Origin of the sequence: Bacillus sp. E214, from assembly GCF_008087365.1 — a bacterium.
Classification (GTDB): Bacteria; Bacillota; Bacilli; order Bacillales; family Pradoshiaceae; genus Pradoshia.
This window is the reverse complement of record NZ_VENN01000003.1, coordinates 89,828-115,459: the sequence shown is the minus strand read 5'-3', so window position 1 is coordinate 115,459 and position 25,632 is coordinate 89,828. Positions and strand designations below refer to the sequence as shown.

Below are 25,632 nucleotides of genomic sequence, written 5' to 3'. Positions count from 1 at the left end.
TTTTAATATGAAAAACAGAAAAAACTGGCATATCTTTAATCGATGCCAGTTTTTAAGCCTAATAATTTTATTTTCAGCCCATTTCCTCTTCAGTAAACCATCTCATTTGATAAGCGTGTTTTGCCGTTTCACCCAATTGTTCAAGCAGCTGATGATTGGCCCAGGCTCCTACAATTGCGCCGATTCCCGGCACCAACTGCATCATTTTTATAAAGTCAATCGAATCCCGGTACTCCTGCTGAAAGCTTTGCCAATCAATTTCCTGGTACAATCCTTTTTTGTTTTCCCAGTCTTCAATCACTGGGAGAAGCTCTTTCCTTTTTTCTAAAGAAGAAAAAGCAAGCTGGAATACTAACAGGATAAATACTCTTTCCTCCCATTTTCTTGGGTCAAAACCATAAAGCTGAGAGATACTAAATAGATACTTTATTTTTATAGATAGAAGCAGTGGAAAGTCCGATAGACCAAGCAATATTCCTCCTGCCCCTGTTCCCGCTCCTTCAATGACTGCTGTTCTTCTATATATATTCAGCATAGATTGAGCCAGCTCTTCCTTTTCCTCGAGCGTATTCCCAACATGGTCTACTTTCTTAAAATAGGTTGAACCGTATAATACGCCGTCCACCATTGTTTTAATAGAAGAGCTAATTATATCATGTACTTTTTGAGGTATCTTTTGATTAATTGCCGTTTGGGCCTGTTTGGAGATACGCATTGCCATACTTGGCTTAGCGCTGATTTTCTTCTTCCATAACATCAAATCCTGCTTGGCTCTTTCCTCGTACCGTTCAGATGACATACAAAACCTCCAATGCCACTCACATTTTTTTCATTGCATACGGTCTGAAAATGAAAATGAACGCAAAACCACTCACTAATGTTACAATTGCCAATTTAACTCCTGCACCAATCAGAACCGTCATAAAGAAAATTAAATTTTGAATAACTAGAACGGTAATGAGCAGTCTAAGAACAGCCTTCCTTCTATAATCTGTATGCAATGGATAAAGATCCATCACCATTTTTTGATCATGATGATGCCAGATTGGCAGGAGCTGTAAACCTGTTATATATAAAAAGAGAATCGCAATAAATAATGTTCCCCATCCCAGATCTGTAAACAGGAATAAAACAGCCGCAATGAAAGTTAACCTCACAAATAAACCTAGATAGTCATTCGCTCTTACAAATGTTCTGGCATATAAATAGCTGAATGGATTGTTAGACTTACCCGAAAGAAGAGTCATAACACCACCAAGCCATCTTCTCTCTGAGATTTTTTCACGTAATTTTGGAACATCCGTAAACAAATTTGCTACTCGATAAAAAGCAGCCATTCTTCCATTCTCTAGCTCAATCAGCTTTTCCCAATGTAAACTTTCCTCTCTTGTGCTTTTCCAATAATAGAAGCAAAGCCCTCCTAAAAGAAGGAGGACAATTCCCATAAAAAGAAAAGACTCATTCTTAACAAGAAAATACACAAAAGCCGCATTTAGGACGAAACGGACTAATCCATCAACGAAAGATGCACTTTTTTCCCTATAGTACAAAACGAACCAGCGCGAACAAAGATTAATCCCCTTTACAATCAACAAAGATAGGAGCATCCACAAGAAGGATACCGTTTGTTCTTGCATTGTTTGCATATACATTGGCATTAATACAGCCAGAACCATGATAAGAATATAGCCCTGCATGACTAAGCTAAATATGATCGATTTTTTTATATAGGATGATAATTTTGACTCGATTGGCAGTAAGAACACTATGTCCGGATCGCGGAAAAACGTTGAAACCGGGCTAATTGTTGTAACTAATCCTAAGAGAATCGCCATAATCCATACGGTTGGAAAATCAGGACTTAATGTTTTAAGCCATTCACTGTAATAGAACCCCGCTCCTCCCAGCAGAATAATCATTACAAAGACCAGATGTCCATTAAATATGAACCGCAAGTATTTAGTTGTCTCCTTCAGATAATTATTAAAACGGTCCTTCCACAATGTTTCCCTATTCATGGCGATCTTCCTTTGTCAATTGCAGATAAATATCATCCAGGGAAGCTCCAGGCATGTTAAATTGATTGCGTAAATCTTCAATATTTCCTTTAGCCCGTACCTCACCTTCATGAAGAATGATAAAGGAGTCACAATATTTTTCAGCCGTAGCCAAGATGTGGGTAGACATTAAGATTCCTGCCCCCTGATTTTTCATATCCTTCATCATATCCAATAAGGATTGGATGGCAATCGGATCAAGCCCAACAAATGGTTCGTCAACAATATATAAAGAAGGCTCAGCAAGAAATGCACACATGATCATTACTTTTTGCTTCATCCCTTTGGAAAAGTGAGCTGGAAACCATTTCAGCCTTTTTTCCATTCGATATTCCTTTAATAGCTTTTCGACTCTTTCTTGATAAACAGACTCTTCTATACCATAGGCCATAGCAGTCAATTTTAAATGCTCTTCCAAAGTCAGTTCTTCATATAAGATAGGGGTTTCAGGCACAAATGAAAATTGTTTGCGATAGTTGTCTTTATCATCCTTAAACTGGCTTCCATTTATCTTGATTTCGCCATTTTTCGGTGTCATTAAACCAATAATATGTTTGATGATCGTTGATTTCCCTGCCCCATTTAATCCAATCAATGCGACAAGTTCATTGGGTTTCACTTCAAAACTCACGTCTTTTAATACAGGTGTTTTTGTGTAACCGCCTGTTATATGATTAATTTCAAGCAATGACATAGAGACAGTCTCCTTTTCTTTTTCTCCCTATCATTGTAACAAACGGTTCCTAAAACGGAAAACGCTAAAAGTAAATGTGGAACTTTTTTGGACATTTAATATGTATATTAGGAAAAAACATGGGCAATCTATAATCAGAGGGGAACAACATTCACTTTACTTCATTGATAAATGGGGTGTTGGTTCGCGATAACGTAAGGCTTTAACCTAGGGTTTGATCAGTGTACTTCTTTCGAAAATGGGGTGTTCGCTAAAGGCCTAGAACCTGAAATTGGGATCAATAATTCCAAGTGTTAAGGGGATGGTTGCATTGGACATAACATGGGAAAACGACAAAATTGCTTCATCTAAACGATTGGAGTAATTGTCAGAGAAGATTCTGTAAGAATATCCAGGAATTAAGCTTCCCCTCGAGGACTTAGGGGCGTAACATTATATGTTGCGTCCCTTTCCTTTTTTCCCGTTTTTGTCTGTGCTACACTAATACATAATGAATCAATAAATAGAAAGGATGTTAACCATGGAAGATTGTATATTTTGTAAAATTATTAAAGGTGATATCCCCTCTGCAAAAGTATACGAAGATGAGCATGTGATGGCATTTTTAGATATAAGCCAGGTCACTAAGGGACATACTCTCGTCATCCCAAAAGTACATAAAGAAAATGTTTATGAATTAACTCCTGAAATAGCAAGCCATGTGTTCCAGGTAGTTCCAAAAATAACTCGTGCCTTGAAGCAGGAATATCAACCGATCGGAATGAATGTTCTAAATAATAATGGTGAACATGCTGGACAATCCGTATTCCACTTCCACATCCACTTGATTCCACGCTATGGACAAAACGATGGGTTTGGCGCTGTTTGGAAAACACATACAAGTGAATATACGGGCGAAGACCTCGCTAATATTGCTGCATCAATCAATCAGCATATACAATAATAAGAAAAATGGCTTCCTTTCAATAGGGGAGCCATTTTTTAATTTTACAGCTAAGAAGGCTGTCTGTCTTATTAGTATACATTCAAACAACCAATGTTCATTTTAAGATACAGGTGTTTTTTGAAAATAACTGTTAACTCAATTGTTAGAATTACAATAAAACGGTATAGTAAGTCGAAATAATGATTTGAGAAATATTTTAAAAATATACTATACTACTTTTATATTATTTATTTATTATTAGATGTAGATGTTACATAATCGTTCAGATAAAAAAGGTGTATTTCTTACAAGCCTATATAAATGCAATTGGAAGGATGATTTACAGTGATTAATATACTGGTAACGCTAAATTCCACTTATTTAAAACCACTTAAAGTAATGCTTCAGTCCTTGTTCCTAAATAACTCACATAAAACCTTTAAAATTTTTATTATGCATACGGATATTAAAACAGAAGAGATTCATTCCTTAGAACAATTTGTCCATAGAAATGGAAGTGAGCTTATAAGTGTTCAGGTGGATGATGGACATTTTCAAGATGCACCGGTTTTAATGCATTATACAAAAGAAATGTACTATCGATTATTGGCCTTCAAGTTCCTACCGAAAAATTTGGACCGAATCCTGTACCTGGATCCGGATATTCTTGTTCTAAACTCTGTTGATGACCTTTATGAGATGGACCTAGGCAATAATTTATTTGCTGCTGCCTGTCATAATAAAATATCAGTAAAAGGAATTAATCAAATCCGTTTATCCCCTTATGAAATAGATGCTTATTACAATTCAGGTGTATTGTTAATGAATTTAAAAGAACAGCGAAAAGTAATAAACGAGGATGAGATTTTTAAATTTGTAGAAGAAAATAAGAAAAAATTAATTTTGCCTGATCAGGATATATTAAACGCACTTTACTCCAAATATATTAAAAATTTAGAAGAAACGATTTATAACTATGACGCCAGATACTACAATTATTATAAATTAATGTCCAATCATAAGATGGATATGGATTATGTAATCCATCACACCGTGTTTCTCCACTTTTGCGGAAAGAAAAAGCCATGGAAACAAAACTACAACGGTAGATTCCATGCTTTATATAAACACTATGATAAAATGGCATTTCGTGGAGCATACGCTATTGGTCAAGAAATCATGCAGCCTTCTCTAAGGAGTAAGCCAATATAAGGCTGTTATTTAAAAGGCTGTTTCGTAAGAATTGTTGCTATTGTTTAATATTTTTTCTGAGTGTGAAAACAGCCACCTCCATACAGGAAGTGGCTGTACTTGTTATTGAACTAAAATGCCCAGATAGTTTAAGGACAAGAAATCAAATGCTCCTCATTGCTTGTCTAAATTCAAACATTACTATCAATTTCCTACGCGAGGTATAAAAACAGCCACCCCTATATAGAACGACTGTATTCCTTATTCAGTTAAAGCCCCTTCAATGGCCTTCGCATGTTGTTATTGCTCAACAGAAAATGAACTTGTGAATTCATTAATTTCTTTGTTCATTTCCTTAGAACGTGTCCAATGAAGATAGTGATGACCCTGTAAGACTACAACTTTACTAGCAGGATGATTAGTTAATTGTGTCTGATAAAAAGACACGTTATTCTTGCCATCCTCTAATCCCTTTTCTTCTTTCGTTGTAAAGAATAAGACTGGAATAGTAGATGGTAACTTAATATCAACGGTTTTATCAATATTTTCTTTTATTTCATTGGCTTCAGCAACAACGTTTTTGTTGTAACCCTTCCATGCGGAAAGTGCCTTGGTCATTTTTAAATTTTTTTCGGAATAGGTGCCGTCATCTGCAATAGGTAAAAAAACTTGAGAATTAATATACAATGCTAATCTAGCGATTCCGGTTGGTGCCAGATATTTTAAAAACTTAGGCATTTTAGGTGCATCCTCACTAAAATATTCTAAAGCATGTGGTAATGTCGGGTCGATTCCTATGATACCTTTAACTTCCTCTGGGTATGTATTAGCAAAATACATACTGTAAATTCCTGAAACTGAATGAGGCATCAGAATATACGGGCCTTGTATGTTTGATTTTTTTAAGGCTACTCTTATTTCCTCTACAATGTTTTCAACTGTCCGTTCTTTTTTGGTTATATCACTCCATCCGTATCCAAACGGCTCTACCACTACTACTTTATTATTTTTTGAGATTTCATTTATTAAAGGGTCAAAATCCAATGCTGGTGCTGCTGTTCCGAGCCCGCTTAATAAAACGATTGTGTCAGCGCCCTCACCCTTTGTATAAATGTGTATATTTTCACCATCCACTTCAACTACTTCCCCTATGGGTTGGTATTTTGTTTGTTCATATACTGTCATAATATTACTAAAGGTAATCCAAATAACAAACGCTGCTAGAATGGAGAATAAAATATTTCTTAAAACTATCCAAATTCGATATCTTTTTTTAGTTTTCTTCATTACTTTTTATGACCCACTTTCTTTTTATCTATCATAAGTTAGCAACAAGATAATAGAAATGAGCCTCAGAAGTATTTTAAGATAAGTCTTAAGCCTTATAAAACTCTACATCTAATTTCATAAAACCCTCAAGATAGAATCTCCCATATTAGAGTTTTAATTTATTCCATTAACCTGTGTTGATCCTAACAAGTTATCTCCACGCCCCCTGCAATTAACCTAATAGTCTGATTATTTATTTATTTTTATCTCCTTTTGTTGTAGAATATGGTGGAATTCACTCACTTTAGTACTGAAAAGTATTATAGGGAATTAAGTAAAGAATCGCGATATCGGAAGGGGAATAATCATGACACGTGCTTACAATTTTAATGCCGGTCCTGCTGCATTACCGGAAGAAGTATTATTGAAGGCTAAACAGGAGTGGATGAACTTTGAAGGCAGCCATATGTCTGTTATGGAATTGAGCCATCGCAGCAAAGAATATGACAAAGTGCATTCAAAAGCTACCCATTTATTGAAAGAGCTATTAGATATTCCTGATAATTATGAAGTACTATTTTTACAAGGCGGAGCTAGTCTTCAATTTTCTATGGTACCTATGAATCTTCTTTCACCCGATAAATGCGCAAGCTATATTTTGACTGGATCCTGGTCTGAAAAAGCTTTAAAAGAGGCTCGTAAAATTGGACACACAGAAATTGCCGCTTCCACTAAGGATATAAATTATAAGCGTATTCCTGAACATAACAATATTTCTTTGAAACCTGATGCTGCCTATCTGCATATCACCAGTAATAATACCATTTACGGCACTCAGTGGCAGGAATTCCCCAAAACAAATACAGTTCCTCTGATTGCAGATATGTCCAGCGACATTTTAAGCAGGCGAATTAACATAACTGATTTTGGACTGATTTATGCAGGTGCTCAAAAAAACCTAGGTCCATCTGGCGTCACAGTCGTGATTATCCGGGATGACTTAATTAAAGAACATCAGCAATTACCAACCATGCTCTCTTATGATACTTATGCGGCTTCAAAGTCTTTATATAACACACCGCCGACTTTGGCCATCTATTTATTGGCCTTAGTCCTTGAGTGGACAAAAGATAAAGGCGGTGTTGACGAAATAGAAAAAATAAATTCACAAAAAGCCCAGATCATTTATCAGACAATAGACGAGAGTAACGGATTTTACAGTGGCCATGCCGAGAAAGATAGCCGCTCAACCATGAACATCACCTTTACTCTTCCTACTAAAGAATTATCCGACCTATTCATTCAAGAGTCCAAGAATGCTGGCTTCGTCGGTTTGGCGGGCCACCGTTCCATTGGAGGATGCAGGGCATCTATCTATAATGCAGTTCCGATTGAGCACTGCCAAAAGCTGGCCGACTTCATGAATAATTTTAAAAATAAGCATTAACATGTGTTAAATATTGCTAATGGGTGATATACTCTATATAACCTTTTCGCGGTTGGCAACGAGTGCACAATCGGAGAAGAAAATGAGATAAGCTTAGAATAGGAGAGATGAGAAGTGAATACGAAGAATTTGGTGACTTTATCACTGCTAGTTGGAATTGGTACTGTATTGCACACTGTCATGCCGGGAATTGTGTTTGGGATGAAGCCAGACCTTATGCTGATTATGATGTTCCTAGGGATATTTTTATTCCCTGATTTGAAAAGCACGGTACTGTTAGGCAGCGTAACCGGGGTCATATCCGGATTGACCACTACTTTCCCTGGAGGATTAATTCCAAATCTGATTGATAAATTTTTCACTGCTTTACTTATATATGCTATTTTTAGTATCGTTCAAAAGTTAGGCAAAACCTTTGCCTTTTCACTTGTACTGACTTTTATAGGTACACTGGTATCCGGCATGCTATTTCTTGGATCGGCCTATCTGATCGTTGGATTACCTGGACCATTTCTAGCTTTGGCAGCTGGCGTAGTCTTACCTGCAACAGTTGTTAATACTGTCGTAATGGCCCTTATACACCCCATTGCCAGCGGCATTTTAAAACGCTCGAATATAGCAGTTAACTAATAGAACAAGAGGATGCAAACCATAAAAGGTTAACATCCTCTTTTTACGTTCCTCTACTATCTACAACTTCCATATTAAGATTAATACCAAAAGAAGAACTGAAGCCCATATTCCACTCATATGAATCCTCTTCTTTAGTACACGTCTAGCTGGATATACGCCTCCTTTTCCCAGAGAAATGATTGAGTAAAACAATATACTTATAAACCCACTGAAGAGAATTAATATGAGTAAAAATAATGACACTTCCTCCTCCTCCTTTTCATCTACATATCTAATTGTATGCACATTCAATATTTATATGAAATAACATAATACTGGATGAAAAATAAGGTATAACCTAAAAACAAATGAATTTTTTTCCAAAAATAGTTTCCGAAAATAGCTTTTTACGTTTAAAATAATATAAAAAAAGGAATTGTTAAATATAAGGAATAATTTTAAAGGGTATTTTAACTTTATGTAGAAATCTGTTATGGAAAGATAAAATTGAGGTGAATAGCAATGAAAGGAAAATCATTATTAATTGGTTTTATTTCCGGGTTTACAGTAGCTGGAGTCTCAGTATTGTTAAGCACTCCTTCATCCGGACAAGAGCTCAGATTGAAGCTTAAACAATCGAAAGATGAGACTATGGACCTTCTTCAGGATGTAAAAAGAAGTATCGTCCAGTTAAAGAACGAATCCGTATCTGCAACCGCGGTCAGCAAGACACAGATTCAAGTGTTCGTAAAAGGTGTAAAAGAAGCATTGGAAGAATGGAAACAAGACAGCCAGGCACACACAAGTGCTATTCAAGTCCAAATTAATGATGTTGAAACAGCCATCCAGGAGCTTGAAACAGCTATATCTCCGCTCACTACAAAATAACTCAGCGCCAAGAAAATCTCGGTAAAAAAACTAAAAATTTGGCAAATTACCATTTTTGTTATTTAATATTTTATAAGGATAATAAATCAGTAAGATAAATTGAGAAAAGTAGGTGAGCGTATTATGACTGAAAATTTAAATTCCATCAAAGAAGCCATGCTATTTACCCAGCGGGTTGCTCAGCTTAGCAAAGCTCTCTGGAAAGCAATTGAAAAAGACTGGCAGCAGTGGATTAAACCCTATAATTTAAATATCAATGAACATCATATTCTATGGATTGCTTATCATCTTAAGGGAGCATCCATATCTGATGTGGCCAAGTTCGGTGTTATGCATGTATCTACAGCCTTTAACTTTTCAAAAAAGCTGGAAGAACGTGGTCTTCTCAGATTTTCAAAAAAGGAAAATGACAAACGTAACACCTATATTGAGCTTACAGATGAAGGGAACGAACTATTGCTTGAAATCGTAAGCGTATTCGATTCATCCAAGAACTCCGTCTATTTAGGTGCTCAACCCTTAAAAGACTTATACGGAAAATTCCCTGATATGATGGAAATGATGGCGATTGTTAAAAATATCTATGGTGACGACTTTATGAATATATTCGAAAAATCATTTGCAAATCTTGAGAATGAATTCACAGACGAAAATGGAATTCTCGAAAAAATTGAAAATCAAAAAGAGCCCATTCAATAATAATAGATAAAAGCGGACACTAATCTATCATACCTCCGCTTTTATCTTGAATGGGCTTGTGTATTTAATCACAATGTTTTATATATCCCTCGTTTTCTTCCCCCTCTTAATTTCCTGAGTAATTAATGTTCTAACGATTCATATTCTTTACAGAATTGATACTTTTTTGATAATGTTAGAGAGATACTAGCGTCAAGGAGGATAACAGGATGATACCTCTCATTTGGTTTTCATTATTTGCACTTTTTATTTTGTATTATATCAATAAATTATCAGACAGCTTCTGTACTAAAAAGGAATTGCCAGAAGCTAAACAGGCCAAATTTTTTCGAACAATCAATATCCTTATTACCATCCTGTTAATCTCTACTTATATTGAAATATTCTACACCATATAAAAGACGAGTGTTACTCACACTCGTCTTTCGTTCAACCTATAGATCATAGGTGACCTTTATGAGGATTTTGCAAATCTTGAATTAGTTAATCCAAGATGCTCCAATGATAACCAACAAGATAAATAAAACTACTAATAAAGCGAAACCTCCGCCGTATCCACCAGACATGTTGTATCCTCCCTTCAGTTACATACTTACTTAGTTAGTACACATATGACGCACCAACAATCACGAGTAGAATAAACAGAACTACGATGAAAGCAAATCCTCCACCAAATCCTTGACTCATGATCACACCTCCTTTTGAGCTGCTACCGTATCATATTCAATTTCCACAAAAAGGAATGGGCCTTTTGCTTAAATAAATGATTTTTAATGAAGACCCTAAACAGACTTAAAAACACATGAGATTCCATGAAAACGCTGATTAGAATTTAAGTAAGATTGTTCCAATTATTATAATTATCAAATAACATTTGTGCTTATCCTTTTTTTAACAGAATTTTTGTGTTATAGTTAGGCTTGTTATGAAATACTTTTACTTGGCAACACGCTAAAAGGAGTGTAATGGATGAAGAAATGGTTAATTACGTTGGCATCAGCAGCTTTACTTGTCAGTCTTGCAGCCTGCAATAATGAATCTGATGAAGCAGTGGTAGAAACGAAAGCAGGAAATGTTACTAAAGAGGAGCTTTATCAACAACTAAAAGATCAATACGGGGATCAAGCAGTAAAAGAACTCGTATATAAAAAAGTTCTCTCTGATAAATATAAAGTAACAGATAAAGAAGTGAATAAACAGGTTGAAGAAGCCAAAGAAAATCTTGGCGAAAATTTTGAAGCAGCTTTGGCACAGTCTGGCTTTAAAGATGAAGAAGCTTTTAAAGAATCTGTGAAATTCAATCTTTTACAGGAAAAAGCCGCTCTTGATACAATCAAAGTAACAGATAAAGAACTTAAGGATTACTATAATAACAAATATAAAATCGACTTAAAAGCTCGCCATATTCTTGTAGCAGATGAGGAAACAGCGAAAGAAGTAAAGGCTAAGCTTGATAAAGGTGAAAAATTCGAGGATTTGGCAAAAGAATATTCAACAGATACAGCCAATAAAGATAAAGGTGGAGACCTTGGTTGGTTTGGGGTTGGACAAATGGTAACTGCATTTGAAGATGCTGCATACGGCCTTGAAGTCAACAAAATTTCTGATCCTGTACAAACTGAGCATGGATTCCATATCATTCAAGTAACAGAGAAGAAAGAAAATGACAATCCTTCTTTTGAAGAATCCAAAGATGAAGTAACTAGAAACGTTAAAATGACCAAGCTAGATTCCGCAAAAGCTCAAGAAGCTATTCAAAAAGTGATTGATGATGCTGATGTTGAAGTAAAAGATAAAGATTTAAAAGATGCATTCTAATAGGTGAAACAGAAAACTCGACCGGTTTGGTCGAGTTTTTATTGTGCCATTGCTCTTTTTCTTTTTTCTTCTTCCATTCTTTCTATATAAACATTCCCCTCCTGTTCAATCCACGATTCATCAACTTTTTGCTCTTCCCTGATTGATTTTATGGTCATAAAGGCACTAAAGAAGATACCAGCTATGATTACTCCAATAAAAATTGACAAGCTTGTCCTCCCCCTCCTTAAGGATTAAGCATCCTTTTTAAAACTATATGCTTTTAAAAAAAAAATATGCTTTCCACTTAAAGGAAAGCATATTTTTAAAATCGATAATCTATTTGATATTCGGTTTATAAAGGCTGCGATTATCGAGAGGGAAGATTCGCTCTGTAAATTCTCCCGGTTTTACCCGATCAAGCGCACGATCCATCATATTCATTTTCGCATCCAAATTATCAATATAATGCAGAACCTCTGCCTCTTTAACCAATGGCGGTTTCGGACTTCCCCATTCCGCTTTTCCATGATGGCTTAAAACGATATGCTGAAGAATAAGAACTTCTTCCCCCTGAATATTTAATTCATCAGCAGCTTTACCGATTTCATTCACCATAATGGAAATATGGCCAAGCAAGTTGCCCTCCACTGTGTAAGTAGTCGCAATTGGTCCTGATAGTTCCTTCACTTTTCCGAGATCATGAAGGATGACTCCCGCATATAATAAATCTTTATTTAATGATGGGTATAGCTCAGCAATTGATTTTGCTAAGTTTAACATCGATACAACATGATATGCCAGACCAGAGAAAAATTCATGGTGATTTTTCGTGGCAGCAGGATATTCCAAAAACTCATTAAAATATTTTTTAACCAAATGTCTAGTAATCCGCTGTATATTAGGATTCGTCATCTCGAATATATATTTTGTAATCGTTTCAGACATTTCATTTTTTCCAAGAGGAGCAGTCGGCAATAAATCAGCAATATTAACCGTCTCATTATCGTACTTTAGGCGAATTGATCGAATCCGAAGCTGAAGCTTACCTTTATAATTTTGTATATCTCCTGTTACCCGTACGATTGCTTCCGGCATATACAGCTGTTCATCCTCAGGTTTTACATCCCAAAGCTTTGCTTCTATTTCTCCGCTTTTATCCTGGAAAATTAAAGATAAAAAAGGTTTTCCATTACTTGCTGTTCCTTTTATAGCATTCTTTATGAATAGATGAAGATCTATCGTATCTCCAACTTCATGATGGGCAATTCCCTTCATGTATATCCCTCCCCGGTCCATTCCAATATTTATTATATCATGCGAAGGCAAATTAATATTAAAAATCATCTTGTTAATTGGATGATATTCTGCCCATTAAACATCGCAGCAATATGATCATGGCAGGTAAAAAAGAGAACCTGATTCCCCTCTTTACTAATATGCTTTAATAGAGAAATCATTCTTTCCGTTCGCTTATCATCAAAATTGACAAACGTATCATCCATGATCAGCGGCCATTCTTTTCTTCCATCAATCGTACCCGCTAAAGCAAGCCTTATAGATACATAAGTAAGTTCTGCCGTCCCTCTGCTCAAATTTTTCGAATGAACCTCTAATCCCCTATGGTCCAATAAAGAGAGTCCCTCACCATTTTCTGAGAATAGGATTTTTTCATATCTTCCATTCGTAAGGTTACGTAGATACCCATTAGCTTGTTCAATAATTGCAGGCAGTTTTTCTTCTTTATACGTCGTTATAGACTCAGCCAGAGTCCCCTTCATGAGGCTGAGCGTTGTCCACTTCTTAGCCAACACTTGAAATTCCTGTTTTAAAAGCTGATGGTTATGAAGCAACGCCTCTACTGTTCCATCCTCCTCAAGCCTATTTATCTCGTACTTTACCTCTGCAAGTCTTTTTCGTAACCGATTTAATGTTGATTCATAGGAAGACTGCTCAGCCTCTTGTTCCTCAATTCTATCCTTTAAAACCAAGTCTGTAACAGAATGGTACTGATCGAGATTTGCATAACGTCCCAGCTGCCCAATCAATTGTCTCTTTGCTATGCTGAGCTGACTTCTTTCTTCGGCATCTCTACCGCGCTGATAGAACCCTTCCACTTCATGACAATCTGCTTCCTGAAGCAATTGCTGCTTTTCTTGATTTAGCTGTCTGCACAAGTCCTTTAAAGGTATAATTTCTTCCTCGAGCTCCTGTATTTTTTCGAGCATATTATTTTTTTGCCTATTGACCAATTCATTCTCTTTGTACTTCTGAACAATAGAGTAGTTTATTTGCTCGATACTTTGAGTGCCCGTAACACCAAATTCCTCTGAAAGCTTCCCTATATAGCGGATATACTCATCCTTTTTCTCCTCTGTATAAGCAAGCAATGAAATGAGTTTGCTCTTCTCCAACATAAGGTTTTTAATTTGTTCAATTCGCTCAAAAGCATCTGAAAGCATCGTACATGACACCTCATTAGGCAATGACCATTCATTTCCGAGCGTAATCAATTTATGTTTACAAAGCGCCAACTCTTTTTCCCATTCTTCAAAGGAATCAATTAAACTGTCAAATATTGCTTCCTGTTGCTCTTTGCGCAGTGATTCCAGCTTGTATTTTTCTCGATTTGCCGTATCCTCTTCAAGCATACTTTTTTGCATTCTGTAACTTTGTTCATCAATTGAAATCGAAGATGATTTTTTTACAATTTCCTCATAGTAGTTAATTTCTTTCGCTAATTCCTCAGATTGCAATTGATTGCCATTCATCGAATTTATATATATAACGAGTACGATACCAACAACCGCCACAATCAATGCAACGCCAAGCTGTCCGCCTAAGATTAATAAAAGAACCGCCAAAATGGAAGCCAGTAAGACCGAGCCCAGAATAACTTTCTGTTTTTTCTTACCCTTTTTCTCTGATTCCAACGCTTGATTCCTTCGTTGCTTTAATCGCTGGATGACTTCCTTGGCTGACTTCTCTTCCTGTGCTGCCTTGTCAGCATGTTCATACTGCTCTACTATTCTTTTAAGCCTTTCTCTTTCATTTTCAGGCAACAATTTTCTCTCATAAATTTCAGTGATTTGCTCGATTTGTTCCAATTTGACTCGTTCTTTTTCAAGCTGAGCATCAAGCTCCATCTTCTTCTTGGCAAGTGTATGCTTCTCTAATTCTATCTGTTTAATTTCTTCTTTCCGAAAGATACTTGTATCAAAACTTTCAACCATAACAGGATCAAATTGTGTATGTAATTCTCCCTGAAGCTTAATGATTTTATCCTCTATATGCTTTAATTCGATCGATTGAGTCCTAATTTCTTCGAGTAGGATGATCAATTTATCACTATAAAGCTCGGCTTGACGTACCCTCTCCCCACTTGCCAGCCACTGTTCATTGACTTGGAGGGAATCCTTTTCATTTTGGAGTACTTTCAATTTATTTAACTGAGTTTGCAGAAATGTTTCCTTTGCCGACCTTTCAGCCTCTATCTTTCCCATGCGCCCCATCCCATTTACCGGAAAAGGAGATTCTTCTAATTCTGACAGGCGCACTTCAATGGAAGCAAGCTCCTGAATGGATGGCAACAGTCTCTTCCAGTCCTTTAAATGAATTAAGTTCGTTTTTATTCGCTCTATTTGTTCTTGAGTGAGCGAAATTTCTTTACTTAGTTCCCTTTCTTCGCTCAAAAAGGTATTATAGCTTTTCTCTTTCTCCCTTGCTTTTTGAATTGCCTGGGAGCTTTGCTTTAATTCAGCCAGCTTTTGATTCAGAATAGGCTTCTTTCCACCTGGCTTAAATAGACTGTCCATTTGCTTTTGCAAGCCTGCTTCCATCTCCCAAAGCCTTTCACTGCCACTCATGCCAGCAAAAAAGAGATATTTGCCCAATTGATCTTCTTCCAGACGATAGATATCCTGCAAGCCGTCTAGATTAAAGGAGTATATAGATTCATAGAAGTTTCGGTCGACTCCCTTCAACCATTCTTTTATTTTCTCCTCCCCCCCTATTCTCCCAAACCTGTTATAAACTCCACATTCTGTACCCTGGTGCCCTTTAACTCTTTCAATCGTTATTTCACCTATTTCAGGGAGCTCAATGACCAGTTTTCCACCATACCGGCCGCTCCCCGACGGTTCGTAGGAGGCTGTTGTTTGGTTCTTAGCAGGGAATCCAAATAACATGGCATGGATAAAGGAAAAAATCGTTGATTTACCAGCCTCATTTTCTCCGTAGAATACATTTATATCTGATGTTAATTCTTGTTTGTAGTCTACAAATTTACCAAATCCATATATATGTATTTTCTTTATAATCAAAGCATTTTCTCCTCATTTTTAACGATTCAGGCGCTTTACTAATTCAAGCGTTGCCTCGTCCAAGATTTGCTGCCACTCGTTTTCCTCCCATGGCTCTATATATTTCCTTGCCGCAGAATGAGTAAAGAGAGCTTCCCCGTATTTCAGATACTGTTCAGAATTCATATTGACAGTTGTCCTCAAAAGTTCATCTATAAATGTATCAGACAGCTCTCCGCCTCCGCTTGCATAGCGGGGTGGAATCAGTGTACAGGAATGAATCCATACAGAAATCTCATCCATCTCCTCATCCTGTAGACCTTCAAGTAAATGATCCATATCCACAAACAGCCATTCAGGATTCATTTTGCAATCAGATGCATCGATCATGATATTCAGCAGAATAGACTTATCCGGCTCATACGCACCCTCTTTTATTTTATCCAGTTCAGCAATAAGTTCGTTTACAGATGAAATATGATCTGCCTGAATGGTTTCCGTTTTCCATTCAACTGTCGATACAGGTACAAATTCTAAAGAAGTATCTGACCCTGACATGGAGACTAGATAGAAGCCTTTTTCACCTGTCTCTTTTTTATTTCTCCCCTGCAAGCAGCCTGGATAAATGGCTGGTGGTTCCTGCAGAATTTCCATTCGTTTATGGATATGCCCGAGAGCCCAGTAATCAAATTGCTTACTAAGCAGCTCACTTCTGGTAAAAGGAGCATAGTTTCCATGAGCACTCTCTCCATCTAAATTACCGTGTAATATACCAATATGATAATCAGCATCGTCTGCCTTTTTATACTCCTGAATAACCCGATCATGTATATGGCGCTTATCATAACTGAATCCATAAAGATTTACGGTAGTTGCATCATTTTCTTTAATAAATTGTTTAACTTCTACTTCGCGTCCATACAGATGAACATTCGCTGGTAAGCTTATATCAAAGTAATTCCCATTCATGTAATCATGATTTCCATGAATTAAATAGACAGGAATCGAATAGTTTTCCAATCTTTCCATTTCAGCCTTAAATTTCAATTGTGCCTTCAAGTTTCGTTCTTCATTATCATAAATATCTCCAGCAAAAATAACAAAATCGATTCTTTCCTGAATTGCCGTATCCACAAGCCTTGTTAATGCTGAATATCCGCTGTTTTTTATTTTGTCATAAATGGCACTATGCATATGCTGAAATCCTGAAAAAACGCTGCCCAAATGCAGATCAGCTGCATGTATAAATTTTACGCCTCGCACTGTACCACACTCCTTCCATGCCATTTTACTACAAACGATTGTTCTTTTAATCAAAAAAAACGTAAATTTAATTATCTCATATACAAATACAATTAGATAAATATGACCTCCCCGTAATGAGCAAGGGGATTGCAAAGGATTCCTTTATTTAGGCAAACTAAATTTACTGCTAAGAACCATAAAAAACTCACTTCCCATTTGGAAGTGAGTCCTTGTTTACTTATTGCTGTTTGTTAAATCAAGTGCTTTTTTAATATCTTTAAAAGAACTTGAATTTCCATACATTAAAACTCCGCCTTTATAGACTTTAGCTCCAAAATAGGCTAATAGTCCAATCGTCACAAGCAGAATACCAATGCTTATCGCAATTTCGATATTGGATATTTCAAGCATTCCTATACGCATAAACATTAGCATAGGCGTGAAGAACGGAATATAGGATGACACCTTTATAAAGGTTGCTTCCGGATTGCCAAGCCCGGTCATGGCAAGCATGAAAGCCAGGATAACCAGCATGGTCATTGGCATGATCATTTGTTGCAAGTCTTCAATCTTACTTACTAAGGAACCAAGAAACGCTGCCATTGTTGCATATAATAAATAGCCTAAGAAGGTAAATATAACCGCATAAACAATCGTCTTCGCTTTCATATTGTCAAAGCCAAAAGCCTCGAAAATTTCTCCCATCCCACTGCTGCTTTTAAATGATAAATATCCAACCAGCACAAATATGGCAAGCTGTGTCAATGTCAGCAGAGCAATTCCAGTGATTTTCGCGAACATTTGCTGAATTGGTGACACACTTGAAATTAAGATCTCCATCACACGTGATGATTTTTCAATGGCCACTTCGTTGGCAATCATACCGGCATACACAATAACAGAGAAATAAATGACAAAGATCATCACATAGACTAGGCCGCGGGCCTGATTAAGCTCTTCCTCTGATTTAGCCTGATTATTTAATGGGACGACTTCAAAGGAAACGGGCTTATAGATAGCTGCCAGCTGCTCATCTGTTATGTTAACCTGCTTTGTTAGAATACTTGTTTGTATTTGCTGCAAAGCATTTTGAATTTCTGTACTTTCATTTGAATTGGCGATGGATTGGGCCTTATAGACACCTATTGGAATACCGTCTTGCTCTTCAAGCAATAAATATCCTTCCAATTCTCCCTCTTCTTCAGCTTTCTTTACTTCAGTTTCAGATTTATATGCTTTCAGGCTTAATTCGCTCCCACTACTATCAAGCTGCTTTTCCAGTGCGGCATAGAAATTGCCTGAATTTTCCACAACTCCAATTGTTGTATCACCTTCATCAAACAAACCGATAATTCGATCCAAGTTCGTAAAAGCGAGAACCATTAATAAAATAACTGCAGTCGAAATGACAAATGACTTACTTTTAACCTTTGATATATACGTCTGAAATGTCATAATCCAAAACTTATTCATATTGAGCACCAACCTTTTCAATAAAGATATCCTTCAAGGATGGTTCTTCCAATTCAAATTTACGTATGAAACCACGCTTAACTGTATCCTGTAAGATTAATTCGGCATTCTTCTCATCCGCAATTTGCAAATGAATTCCTTCCGTTACTTCTACTGCTTTTGTCACACCAGGATAATCAGTCAGGAATTTAAGATCAAAATCAGCATGTATAGATACATTCTTTTTGCCATAGGAACGCTTGATATCCTTTAGTGAACCATTAACGACTGCCTCTCCTTGCTTAAGTATGCAGAGCTGTTCACATAATTCCTCTACGTGTTCCATACGGTGGCTGGAAAAGACGATAGTTGTTCCGTTTTTTCTTAAATCATGAACCGCTTTTTTTAATAATTCAACATTTACAGGGTCCAAACCGCTAAATGGTTCATCCAAAATTAACAATTCTGGCTTATGTATAACAGAGGCAATAAATTGTATTTTTTGTTGATTTCCTTTAGAAAGGTCACCAACTCTTTTATCGAAATATTCCGGGACATTAAAGCGATCCAACCAGACTTTTGCTTCTTGCATTGCATCCGATTTGTTCATCCCTCGCAAACGAGCCAGATAAATTAATTGTTCACCCGTTTTAATCTTTGGATACAACCCTCGCTCTTCAGGAAGATAACCTATCGTCGAGCTTGTGGAATAGTCAATTTTCCTTCCCTTCCAACTAATGCTCCCTTCTGTAGGGTCCAATAAACCAAGAATCATTCTGAAAGTAGTAGTCTTACCAGCCCCGTTTGCCCCGAGCATACCAAACATCGTTCCCTCTCCCACATCAAGTGAAAGATGATTTACTGCTGTAAATTCTCCAAATTGTTTTACTACGTTATTTACCAGTAAAGTCAAAAGCATTTCCCCCTTTTATCAATTTTTATGTCTATATATATTCTAATCTATCCGCCCAGAGAATTGAAAGGTAATTCTAAACTTTACAAATTTTGTCTTCTTATGCGAAAATAATATCAACTGCTGATCAGCTGAATTTAGGAGGAATAAAGATGAAAATCTATAAATTAACCGTGTTTGAAGCAGATGGTGAAAAGATTTTAGAAGAATCGATTCAGGCAGAGAATGATGAAAGCGCAAAAGAACTTGGACAAAAGCTTTTAGCTGAAAAAGAATACGAAGAAAAGACACATCGGTTCACCTCACCGCTTGGCAAGCTACTATTATTCCATAGATAAGAAAGGGTTTGTATGATCCGTTTATAACGGAATCATACAAACCTTTTTATTTCCCTTTAAAATTAGGCTTCCTTTTCTCAACAAACGCCTTGATACCTTCTTCATGATCCTCTGTTTGTCTCATTACATATTGCGAGTATTTCTCCAATTCAAGCATCTTCAATAGCTTAGGACGATTTGTTTCAGCAAGAATTTTCTTCGTCCGGATCATAGACAAAATTGGTTTTGCCTGCCATTCTTTTACCTTTTTCTGAACCTCATCCTCAAGGCTATTCGTTGTTACCAGATCAACCAATCCAATTTCTGATGCCTGCTCAGCGCTCATCACTTTACCTTCCCAGATTACTTCCTGAGCTTTCAATTCTCCCAGTCTTCGTTCTAGAAAGAAGTGCCCTCCGCCATCAGGAATCAAGCCGATCCCAATGAAATTCATGGCTAATTTACTCTCCTGCTCTGCAATAATGCAGTCAGTGGCCAAGGCAAGGCTGAATCCAAGTCCCGCTGCTGCCCCGTGAACTGCTGCAATTGTTAATTTTGGCATCGTATACATGGCCATGGCTAGTTCGTTAATACAATCCATTATTCCATAAAAATCTTTTTCACTGCCTAAATTAAACATCGATTTTATATCGCCGCCTGAGCAAAATCCGTTGCCATTTCCTTTAAGAATAATAATTGTAATTTCCTCATCAAGACTCAATGCTTTTAATTCCTTGTTTAATTCAACAAGCATCTCTTTATTAAGAGCATTTAATACTTCAGGACGGTTTAATGACACGGTAGCTACAGTGCCTTCCTTTTCCACAAGCACGCTCTTGATAATAGAGGCAGGTTTCACTGGCAAAATCCCCTTTCAAATTTGATATATATTTATTATAAAGGTTTATGTAAGCGTTTTAACACAAAAAAGGTGTAATTTATTAGAATTATTTGTATATTAGAAGAAAAAATAACCGAGTTCTTCATCCAAACAAGAACTCGGTTTGTTAATTTCAGCGCAAAAATAATTCTTTTAAGTAATCAATTTTTTTAGTTGTATAATGCTCATAACTATCATTATAGGATTTTGGATCTTTTGGGTTGGCAAAGTGCGTGATTTTTCCAGTATCAGGATCAATGAATTTACTTGCTGCCCCACATCCAAGTCCTATGATCGTTTGCTGCTCCTCCATAATCAGGATATTATACAAGCTCTCCATTCCAGGTAATGAATATCCGACATTCTCCAGGTTACCCAGTATATTCTTTTGTCTGTATAAATAGTATGGATGGTATCCATGGGCTGCAGTCCACTTTTCAGCTTCATTCATCATTTGTTCTACTTCCGTACGATCCGCAACCTTATAGCGCATTTTATTTCTCGTCATCTCAGAAGCCCGTTTAAAGGATAACGTATGAACAGTCAATGATTCCGGCATCAATTTTTCTGTTTCGTGTAAACTATTCTTTAATTCAGGGACACCTTCACCCGGAAGCCCTATAATTAAATCCATATTCACATTATTCATACCGGCCTCTTTAGCCAGTTTATATTTTTCAATTGTTTCCTCTACCGTGTGATGTCGCCCAATCGCCTTCAATGTTTCCTGTGTATAGGACTGTGGATTAATACTGATTCGATCAATATTCCATTTTTTTAAGACCTTCAATTTTTCCGGTGTAATCGTATCCGGCCGACCTGCTTCCACCGTAATTTCCCGTACATTTTTAATATCAGGGAATGATTCATATAGTTCCTCGTAAAGAATGTCCATTTCTTCAGCTGATATACTCGTAGGTGTACCGCCGCCAAAGTAAATAGTAGTAATTTTTATATGATTGTCCTTCAGCCATTTACCGATTTCTCGCATTTCATAATGCAGTCCACCCAGAAATGATGTTACATTTCCCTGACGTCCATTAATTGCATAAGCGGGGAATGTACAATAGGCGCATTTAGTAGGGCAGAAAGGAATTCCTATATAAATGCTCACTTCCCTTTTCAAATCATATAAATCTGGAATGACTTCTAATTGACGGTCAGCAATTTCCTCCAGTAAATTTAATTTCTCGTCTGTAATGGAGTAGGAGGCGCTCAGCTCTCTCTTGGCAACAGATGCATCTATATTCTTTTTCACATATTGATGCCACAATTTTGTGGGACGAACACCTGTCAACAATCCCCACTTCTGAATCATTCCTGTATGTTGTTCCAAAACCTTTAAAAAAACATAAGAATAGGAATGCTTTTTTTGCTTAAAAAGAGCCTTTTCATCCGTCTGATTCAAGACATCTCTTTCAAATGTGGATTCATGTACTTTATTAGATGTAGAATCCTCTAGTATCGCTTTTGTATATAATGTATGATTAATCATTTCTTGTTTTAATGTAATTGATAAATCCGATGGTGATTCATCGCTATTAAGCAGTGTTGCCTCTTCAAAAAATAAGTCCGCAATTAAAGATAAGGGCCGATACAGCCTTTCATCCTCAATGCCATTTATTAAAATACGCATGCCTATCCCCTTTTCAAAAATTCAATCCATATCAGTTTACTGAACATCAAGACAGCGGTCAATCACAAATAAACCATCTCTTCCTTATCATGACTATTTGGGAATGAAGCTATTCAGCCAATAAAAAAGCTTAGGAGACTGCCTAGGAGCGACAAGCATAAGAAGAGTACTGAGAGGAAGGGTCCTATTGAGCAAAGACTAAGAAGCACCACATCGCGTAGAAAGATCATTGTGAACTAAATCCTGCAGGCCTCCGCTGAGTATTTACTGATGACTTGAGTTCCTAGAAGCCGAAGCTGGATTCCATCAAAAGAGTAAAGGAATGGCCCCATTTAGGCGTTTGGCTCGATTATTGTTTGAATCGGCTGGATTATTACGGAGTTTGGCTGGATTTTCAGCTGAATCGGCCGGATTATTACGAAGTTAAGCTGAATCTATGCTCAATTCGGCTGGATTCATCCTCGTTGGGCTGAATATCCTACATCTCTTGCCAAGAATTAAGTACACAAAATTAATTTAATTGCCAAGAAAACTGTTTCAGCCCTACATAGCACCTTTATCATCATAACGAAACCCTAAACCGACAATATTTATTACCGAAGCCCAATAAAAAAGGATAACCCCAGAGGAGCCATCCTTTTGGTAGGTGGTAAAAAACACCTTCAACACCTATTTAGTCAGTTTTGATATTCATCTTTTTTAAGAAGCCAATTGGATGCTGTCTTCTGAATACCTCTTTAATGAGATAGGCCACACCCAGTTCATCATTACTGCGGGTAATCCATTTGGCTGAGCGCTTTACCGCTGCATCAGCATTTGCCACAGCTACACCAAGTCCCACATTTCTTACCAGCTCCGATTCATCTTGATCACTGCCAATTAAGACCACTTCATTTGCTGCTATACCCCTGTTTTTTAATAAGTAGTTAAAAGCCTTCTCTTTTGTGACTTGTTCTGGTAAAATCACAAGTTTATTCGGATGACTCTCCTGGATCATTACGTTTTCAAACATCGCTTCAAGACCAGACTTTGCATCTATTCTGTCCTGTTTCTTATCTATATATATATCAATTTGCAATGGAGACATCGGATGGGTGCGTAAATACTCATCTAGAGAATCTACAAATTGCTGGGCATATATATTGGTCTCTCCCGGCGTCCATTTGATTCTTGCAAAGAGCGGTGTTGGAAGATCCATTCTATTTCCGATTGTCATATCCTCATGAATTAAACGGATGTGCCCGCTTAATTTTTCTAAAAAACGAATGATATCGAGGGTAGTGTTCTCAGGTATTCGCTTAACAAAAATCGGATTATGAAGATTCTCCAAAATAAAGCCACCCTGATGCGCAATAATATGCGGATTACATCTAAGAGCTTTTCCGGTTCTTTGTGTATAGTCATAATTTTCAGAGGTCATCAGAGCTACTTCTACTCCCTTTTTAGCAACGTATTCAATTGATTCTCTTGTATGAGTGTGGAGTTTTCCTTTTGAAGATAATAGTGCACCATCCATATTAATCATTAACAGTTTATATACCATGATGTCCAATCCACCTTTCATGATGCCCATATACATTCTGTATGAGGATTTTGGCAGAAATAGAACAGTTATAAAGAAAAAAGAACCGATTTAGCGCCCTGAACTTCCCTTCACCAATTAAATAAATCTAACTGGCAGAGAAGCTTCGACACTAATCGGTTCCATATATGCTTAGGATTGTGTTCCGTACAAGTCTTCCAATGGTTTTGTGATAATACGATTGAGATCTGTAAGGATGACGCTCATTTTTTGTTCAGCATCCATTAATTTAGAAATCGCTTCATGTTGTTGCACAAGCGCAACAGTTTTTTGAGCCTGCATTACTTCTTCTTCAGTAATTTCCTGACCCATCATTTGTTTTTGCTGAAGATTTAGCTGAATATCTCTGAAATTGTTAAACATCGTTCTTGCTTGCTCATCAGCCATTATCGCATTGTATTGATTCTTTAGTTCTTGGTATTCTGCACTTTCACGTATTCCTTTTTCTACTGTATACGCTAAATCATATAAATTAACTGACATCATATACCTCCTGTTTTCTATTACACTGAAGTCTCTCTTACTATACCATTATCGAAAGCATTATACATCCATTGTATGTTTACTGGAATGGTTTTAATTCATCAAAATCATAAAGATTCCCTGGAAAACTCCAATCAAGCCTCCTAATAGGGCTCCTAAATACGTAATCATTTTCAATTCACTTTTTGTGATAGACAGTACCATTTCTTCCAGACGAGCCACCGGAAAAGAAGCAACCTGATCACGGACAATTTCCTTTAGTTTCAATTTTTCCATTATGCTTGGTACTTTTTCAATTAAAATCGCTGCAACCTCTTCAATAACATTTGGCAGCAATCTTCCCTTGATGGTCTCATTCCATTCACCAGTTATCTGATTAAGTGTCAGATTCGATAAATCCACTTTTTTATAGCCGGTTATAATTCCTTTATAGAGTAAACTTCTCATTTCATCCAATGAATAGAATTCCTCCACGTCTGAAATCTGCTTATGTTTTATTTTATGCCACTCACTATGCAGGAGTTGTGTCAGCGTATCCCTAGTCCCAGGATTTGAGAGAAATTTAATAATCTCCGGCTGAAGTTTCTCGCCAAGATTTACATTTCCTAATAGCATCTGCATAATTCCACCGAGTTTTCCCCGTTCCCTCATGAAATCATCTGCCATTTTTTGAAGTCTTTCCTTACCTTGATTGCTGGCAAAAAAAGCGATTCCCTTATCCAAGATATAATGAGATACATCCGGTATTTTGTTCTCTATTTTCTCCTCAACACTTGCTGGTATAAAGGTTGCTATAGGTTTATTTTTATGCTGCAAATACCAATCCTCTAACCAATTTGTTGAATGCGATTCAATTTTTCTTACGATTAAATCCGGAATGTCAGCCAACCCAGCTTTTTCAAGCGCCTTTTCTATAGAGATCTCAGAAAAAATTGTTTTATCTAATATATTTTCTCCAATTCTCTTAGCTTCCACTTTGACAGTACCAGTAAGCAGTTTATTTTTAATACTCTCTGGAGTGATTAAGTGTTCTACAACCATCTTCCCCATCTGCTCAGCCAATTCGTCTCGTCTTTTCGGTATTAACCCAGGCGTAAATGGCAAGCGTTTACCAAAGATATAAATAGCCTCGTAGGGGTGGAATAGCATTTTTATGGCCAAGGCGTTTGTAATACCGCCTATTAAGGCCCCTACTACAACCACTGTGATAATCGTTATAAATGTACCCATAAGTAGCTCCTTTT

At 36.8% G+C, this 25,632-nt stretch carries 27 protein-coding genes; 9 read left to right on the top strand and 18 right to left on the bottom strand.

Annotated elements, in window-relative coordinates:
- Positions 1 to 73: 73 nt before the first annotated feature.
- Genes FHY47_RS13010 through FHY47_RS13000 form a run of 3 tightly spaced genes read right to left on the bottom strand, consistent with a single transcriptional unit; the run spans position 74 to position 2,751 of the window.
- Positions 74 to 799: an EcsC family protein gene (locus tag FHY47_RS13010; RefSeq protein ID WP_066101850.1), complete on the bottom strand. Its 726-nt coding sequence runs from the start codon at positions 797 to 799 to the stop codon at positions 74 to 76.
- 19 nt (positions 800 to 818) lie between these two features.
- A complete protein-coding gene (locus FHY47_RS13005) occupies positions 819 to 2,018 on the bottom strand; it encodes an ABC transporter permease (RefSeq protein WP_066101853.1) in 1,200 nt (399 codons plus the stop codon).
- Positions 2,011 to 2,751 (bottom strand): ABC transporter ATP-binding protein, encoded by a 741-nt coding sequence (locus tag FHY47_RS13000; protein ID WP_066101856.1) that lies wholly within the window; start codon positions 2,749 to 2,751, stop codon positions 2,011 to 2,013. Before FHY47_RS13000 ends, FHY47_RS13005 begins: the two co-directional genes overlap by 8 nt.
- A 520-nt stretch (positions 2,752 to 3,271) precedes the next feature.
- Between FHY47_RS13000 and FHY47_RS12995 the strand changes: the two genes are divergently transcribed.
- Positions 3,272 to 3,694: an HIT family protein gene (locus FHY47_RS12995; protein WP_066101859.1), complete on the top strand. Its 423-nt coding sequence runs from the start codon at positions 3,272 to 3,274 to the stop codon at positions 3,692 to 3,694.
- Between the two features lie 327 nt (positions 3,695 to 4,021).
- A complete protein-coding gene (locus tag FHY47_RS12990) occupies positions 4,022 to 4,888 on the top strand; it encodes a glycosyltransferase family 8 protein (protein ID WP_139891498.1) in 867 nt (288 codons plus the stop codon).
- Between the two features lie 279 nt (positions 4,889 to 5,167).
- On the opposite strand, the gene FHY47_RS12985 is transcribed toward FHY47_RS12990, so the two are convergent.
- Positions 5,168 to 6,154, bottom strand: coding sequence for an alpha/beta fold hydrolase (locus tag FHY47_RS12985; protein WP_262366015.1), 987 nt, complete (start codon positions 6,152 to 6,154; stop codon positions 5,168 to 5,170).
- A gap of 349 nt (positions 6,155 to 6,503) precedes the next feature.
- On the opposite strand from FHY47_RS12985, the gene serC reads away from it, so the two are divergent.
- Together serC and FHY47_RS12975 are read left to right on the top strand one after the other, a co-directional pair.
- Positions 6,504 to 7,583, top strand: a complete 1,080-nt coding sequence (gene serC / locus FHY47_RS12980) for a 3-phosphoserine/phosphohydroxythreonine transaminase (protein WP_066101865.1) — start codon at positions 6,504 to 6,506, stop codon at positions 7,581 to 7,583.
- A gap of 114 nt (positions 7,584 to 7,697) precedes the next feature.
- Positions 7,698 to 8,213, top strand: coding sequence for a tryptophan transporter (locus FHY47_RS12975; RefSeq protein ID WP_066101867.1), 516 nt, complete (start codon positions 7,698 to 7,700; stop codon positions 8,211 to 8,213).
- Between the two features lie 60 nt (positions 8,214 to 8,273).
- Here FHY47_RS12975 and yhzF read toward each other — a convergent pair whose 3' ends face one another.
- Positions 8,274 to 8,459, bottom strand: a complete 186-nt coding sequence (gene yhzF, locus FHY47_RS19575) for a membrane protein YhzF (RefSeq protein WP_066101870.1) — start codon at positions 8,457 to 8,459, stop codon at positions 8,274 to 8,276.
- A gap of 258 nt (positions 8,460 to 8,717) precedes the next feature.
- On the opposite strand from yhzF, the gene FHY47_RS12970 reads away from it, so the two are divergent.
- From FHY47_RS12970 to FHY47_RS12960, 3 genes are all read left to right on the top strand, one after another.
- Entirely contained in the window at positions 8,718 to 9,083 is a 366-nt protein-coding gene (locus tag FHY47_RS12970; protein ID WP_139891499.1) for a YtxH domain-containing protein, read from the top strand.
- 123 nt (positions 9,084 to 9,206) lie between these two features.
- Positions 9,207 to 9,782, top strand: coding sequence for an HTH-type transcriptional regulator Hpr (locus FHY47_RS12965; protein ID WP_066101876.1), 576 nt, complete (start codon positions 9,207 to 9,209; stop codon positions 9,780 to 9,782).
- A 209-nt stretch (positions 9,783 to 9,991) separates the two neighbouring features.
- The gene (locus FHY47_RS12960) at positions 9,992 to 10,180 is read left to right on the top strand and encodes a hypothetical protein (protein ID WP_066101879.1); all 189 of its coding nucleotides are present in this window, start codon (positions 9,992 to 9,994) and stop codon (positions 10,178 to 10,180) included.
- Positions 10,181 to 10,261: 81 nt separating this feature from the next.
- Here the strand turns inward: FHY47_RS12960 and FHY47_RS12955 are convergent, their stop codons facing one another.
- Entirely contained in the window at positions 10,262 to 10,348 is an 87-nt protein-coding gene (locus FHY47_RS12955) for a YjcZ family sporulation protein (RefSeq protein ID WP_066101882.1), read from the bottom strand.
- Between the two features lie 34 nt (positions 10,349 to 10,382).
- Entirely contained in the window at positions 10,383 to 10,469 is an 87-nt protein-coding gene (locus tag FHY47_RS12950; protein WP_066101885.1) for a YjcZ family sporulation protein, read from the bottom strand.
- Positions 10,470 to 10,751: 282 nt separating this feature from the next.
- Between FHY47_RS12950 and FHY47_RS12945 the strand changes: the two genes are divergently transcribed.
- Complete coding sequence (locus FHY47_RS12945) at positions 10,752 to 11,600, top strand: peptidylprolyl isomerase (protein WP_066101888.1); 849 nt, start codon at positions 10,752 to 10,754, stop codon at positions 11,598 to 11,600.
- Positions 11,601 to 11,638: 38 nt separating this feature from the next.
- Here the strand turns inward: FHY47_RS12945 and FHY47_RS12940 are convergent, their stop codons facing one another.
- The 6 genes from FHY47_RS12940 to FHY47_RS12915 form a co-directional block, all read right to left on the bottom strand.
- Positions 11,639 to 11,809, bottom strand: coding sequence for a sporulation YhaL family protein (locus FHY47_RS12940; RefSeq protein WP_066101891.1), 171 nt, complete (start codon positions 11,807 to 11,809; stop codon positions 11,639 to 11,641).
- Between the two features lie 109 nt (positions 11,810 to 11,918).
- Entirely contained in the window at positions 11,919 to 12,857 is a 939-nt protein-coding gene (yhaM, locus tag FHY47_RS12935) for a 3'-5' exoribonuclease YhaM (protein ID WP_066101894.1), read from the bottom strand.
- Positions 12,858 to 12,922: 65 nt separating this feature from the next.
- The gene (locus FHY47_RS12930; protein WP_139891500.1) at positions 12,923 to 15,901 is read right to left on the bottom strand and encodes an ATP-binding protein; all 2,979 of its coding nucleotides are present in this window, start codon (positions 15,899 to 15,901) and stop codon (positions 12,923 to 12,925) included.
- A gap of 18 nt (positions 15,902 to 15,919) precedes the next feature.
- Positions 15,920 to 17,167: a metallophosphoesterase family protein gene (locus tag FHY47_RS12925; RefSeq protein WP_139891501.1), complete on the bottom strand. Its 1,248-nt coding sequence runs from the start codon at positions 17,165 to 17,167 to the stop codon at positions 15,920 to 15,922.
- A gap of 192 nt (positions 17,168 to 17,359) precedes the next feature.
- Positions 17,360 to 18,598, bottom strand: coding sequence for an ABC transporter permease (locus FHY47_RS12920; RefSeq protein WP_139891502.1), 1,239 nt, complete (start codon positions 18,596 to 18,598; stop codon positions 17,360 to 17,362).
- Positions 18,591 to 19,490 carry an ABC transporter ATP-binding protein gene (locus FHY47_RS12915; RefSeq protein WP_148630830.1) on the bottom strand — a complete coding sequence of 300 codons (900 nt, stop codon included), beginning with the start codon at positions 19,488 to 19,490 and terminating at the stop codon, positions 18,591 to 18,593. Before FHY47_RS12915 ends, FHY47_RS12920 begins: the two co-directional genes overlap by 8 nt.
- Positions 19,491 to 19,642: 152 nt before the next feature.
- Here FHY47_RS12915 and FHY47_RS12910 point away from each other — a divergent pair, with 152 nt between their 5' ends.
- Positions 19,643 to 19,828: a YhzD family protein gene (locus FHY47_RS12910; protein WP_139891504.1), complete on the top strand. Its 186-nt coding sequence runs from the start codon at positions 19,643 to 19,645 to the stop codon at positions 19,826 to 19,828.
- A 46-nt stretch (positions 19,829 to 19,874) separates the two neighbouring features.
- Here FHY47_RS12910 and FHY47_RS12905 read toward each other — a convergent pair whose 3' ends face one another.
- From FHY47_RS12905 to FHY47_RS12885, 5 genes are all read right to left on the bottom strand, one after another.
- A complete protein-coding gene (locus FHY47_RS12905) occupies positions 19,875 to 20,666 on the bottom strand; it encodes an enoyl-CoA hydratase (protein ID WP_139891505.1) in 792 nt (263 codons plus the stop codon).
- A gap of 154 nt (positions 20,667 to 20,820) precedes the next feature.
- The gene (locus tag FHY47_RS12900) at positions 20,821 to 22,323 is read right to left on the bottom strand and encodes a coproporphyrinogen III oxidase (protein WP_066101923.1); all 1,503 of its coding nucleotides are present in this window, start codon (positions 22,321 to 22,323) and stop codon (positions 20,821 to 20,823) included.
- 673 nt (positions 22,324 to 22,996) lie between these two features.
- The gene (locus FHY47_RS12895; RefSeq protein ID WP_066101926.1) at positions 22,997 to 23,866 is read right to left on the bottom strand and encodes an HAD hydrolase family protein; all 870 of its coding nucleotides are present in this window, start codon (positions 23,864 to 23,866) and stop codon (positions 22,997 to 22,999) included.
- Between the two features lie 171 nt (positions 23,867 to 24,037).
- Entirely contained in the window at positions 24,038 to 24,388 is a 351-nt protein-coding gene (locus tag FHY47_RS12890; RefSeq protein ID WP_066101929.1) for a YlbF/YmcA family competence regulator, read from the bottom strand.
- 93 nt (positions 24,389 to 24,481) lie between these two features.
- Positions 24,482 to 25,618 carry a DUF445 domain-containing protein gene (locus tag FHY47_RS12885; RefSeq protein WP_066101932.1) on the bottom strand — a complete coding sequence of 379 codons (1,137 nt, stop codon included), beginning with the start codon at positions 25,616 to 25,618 and terminating at the stop codon, positions 24,482 to 24,484.
- Positions 25,619 to 25,632: the final 14 nt, after the last annotated feature.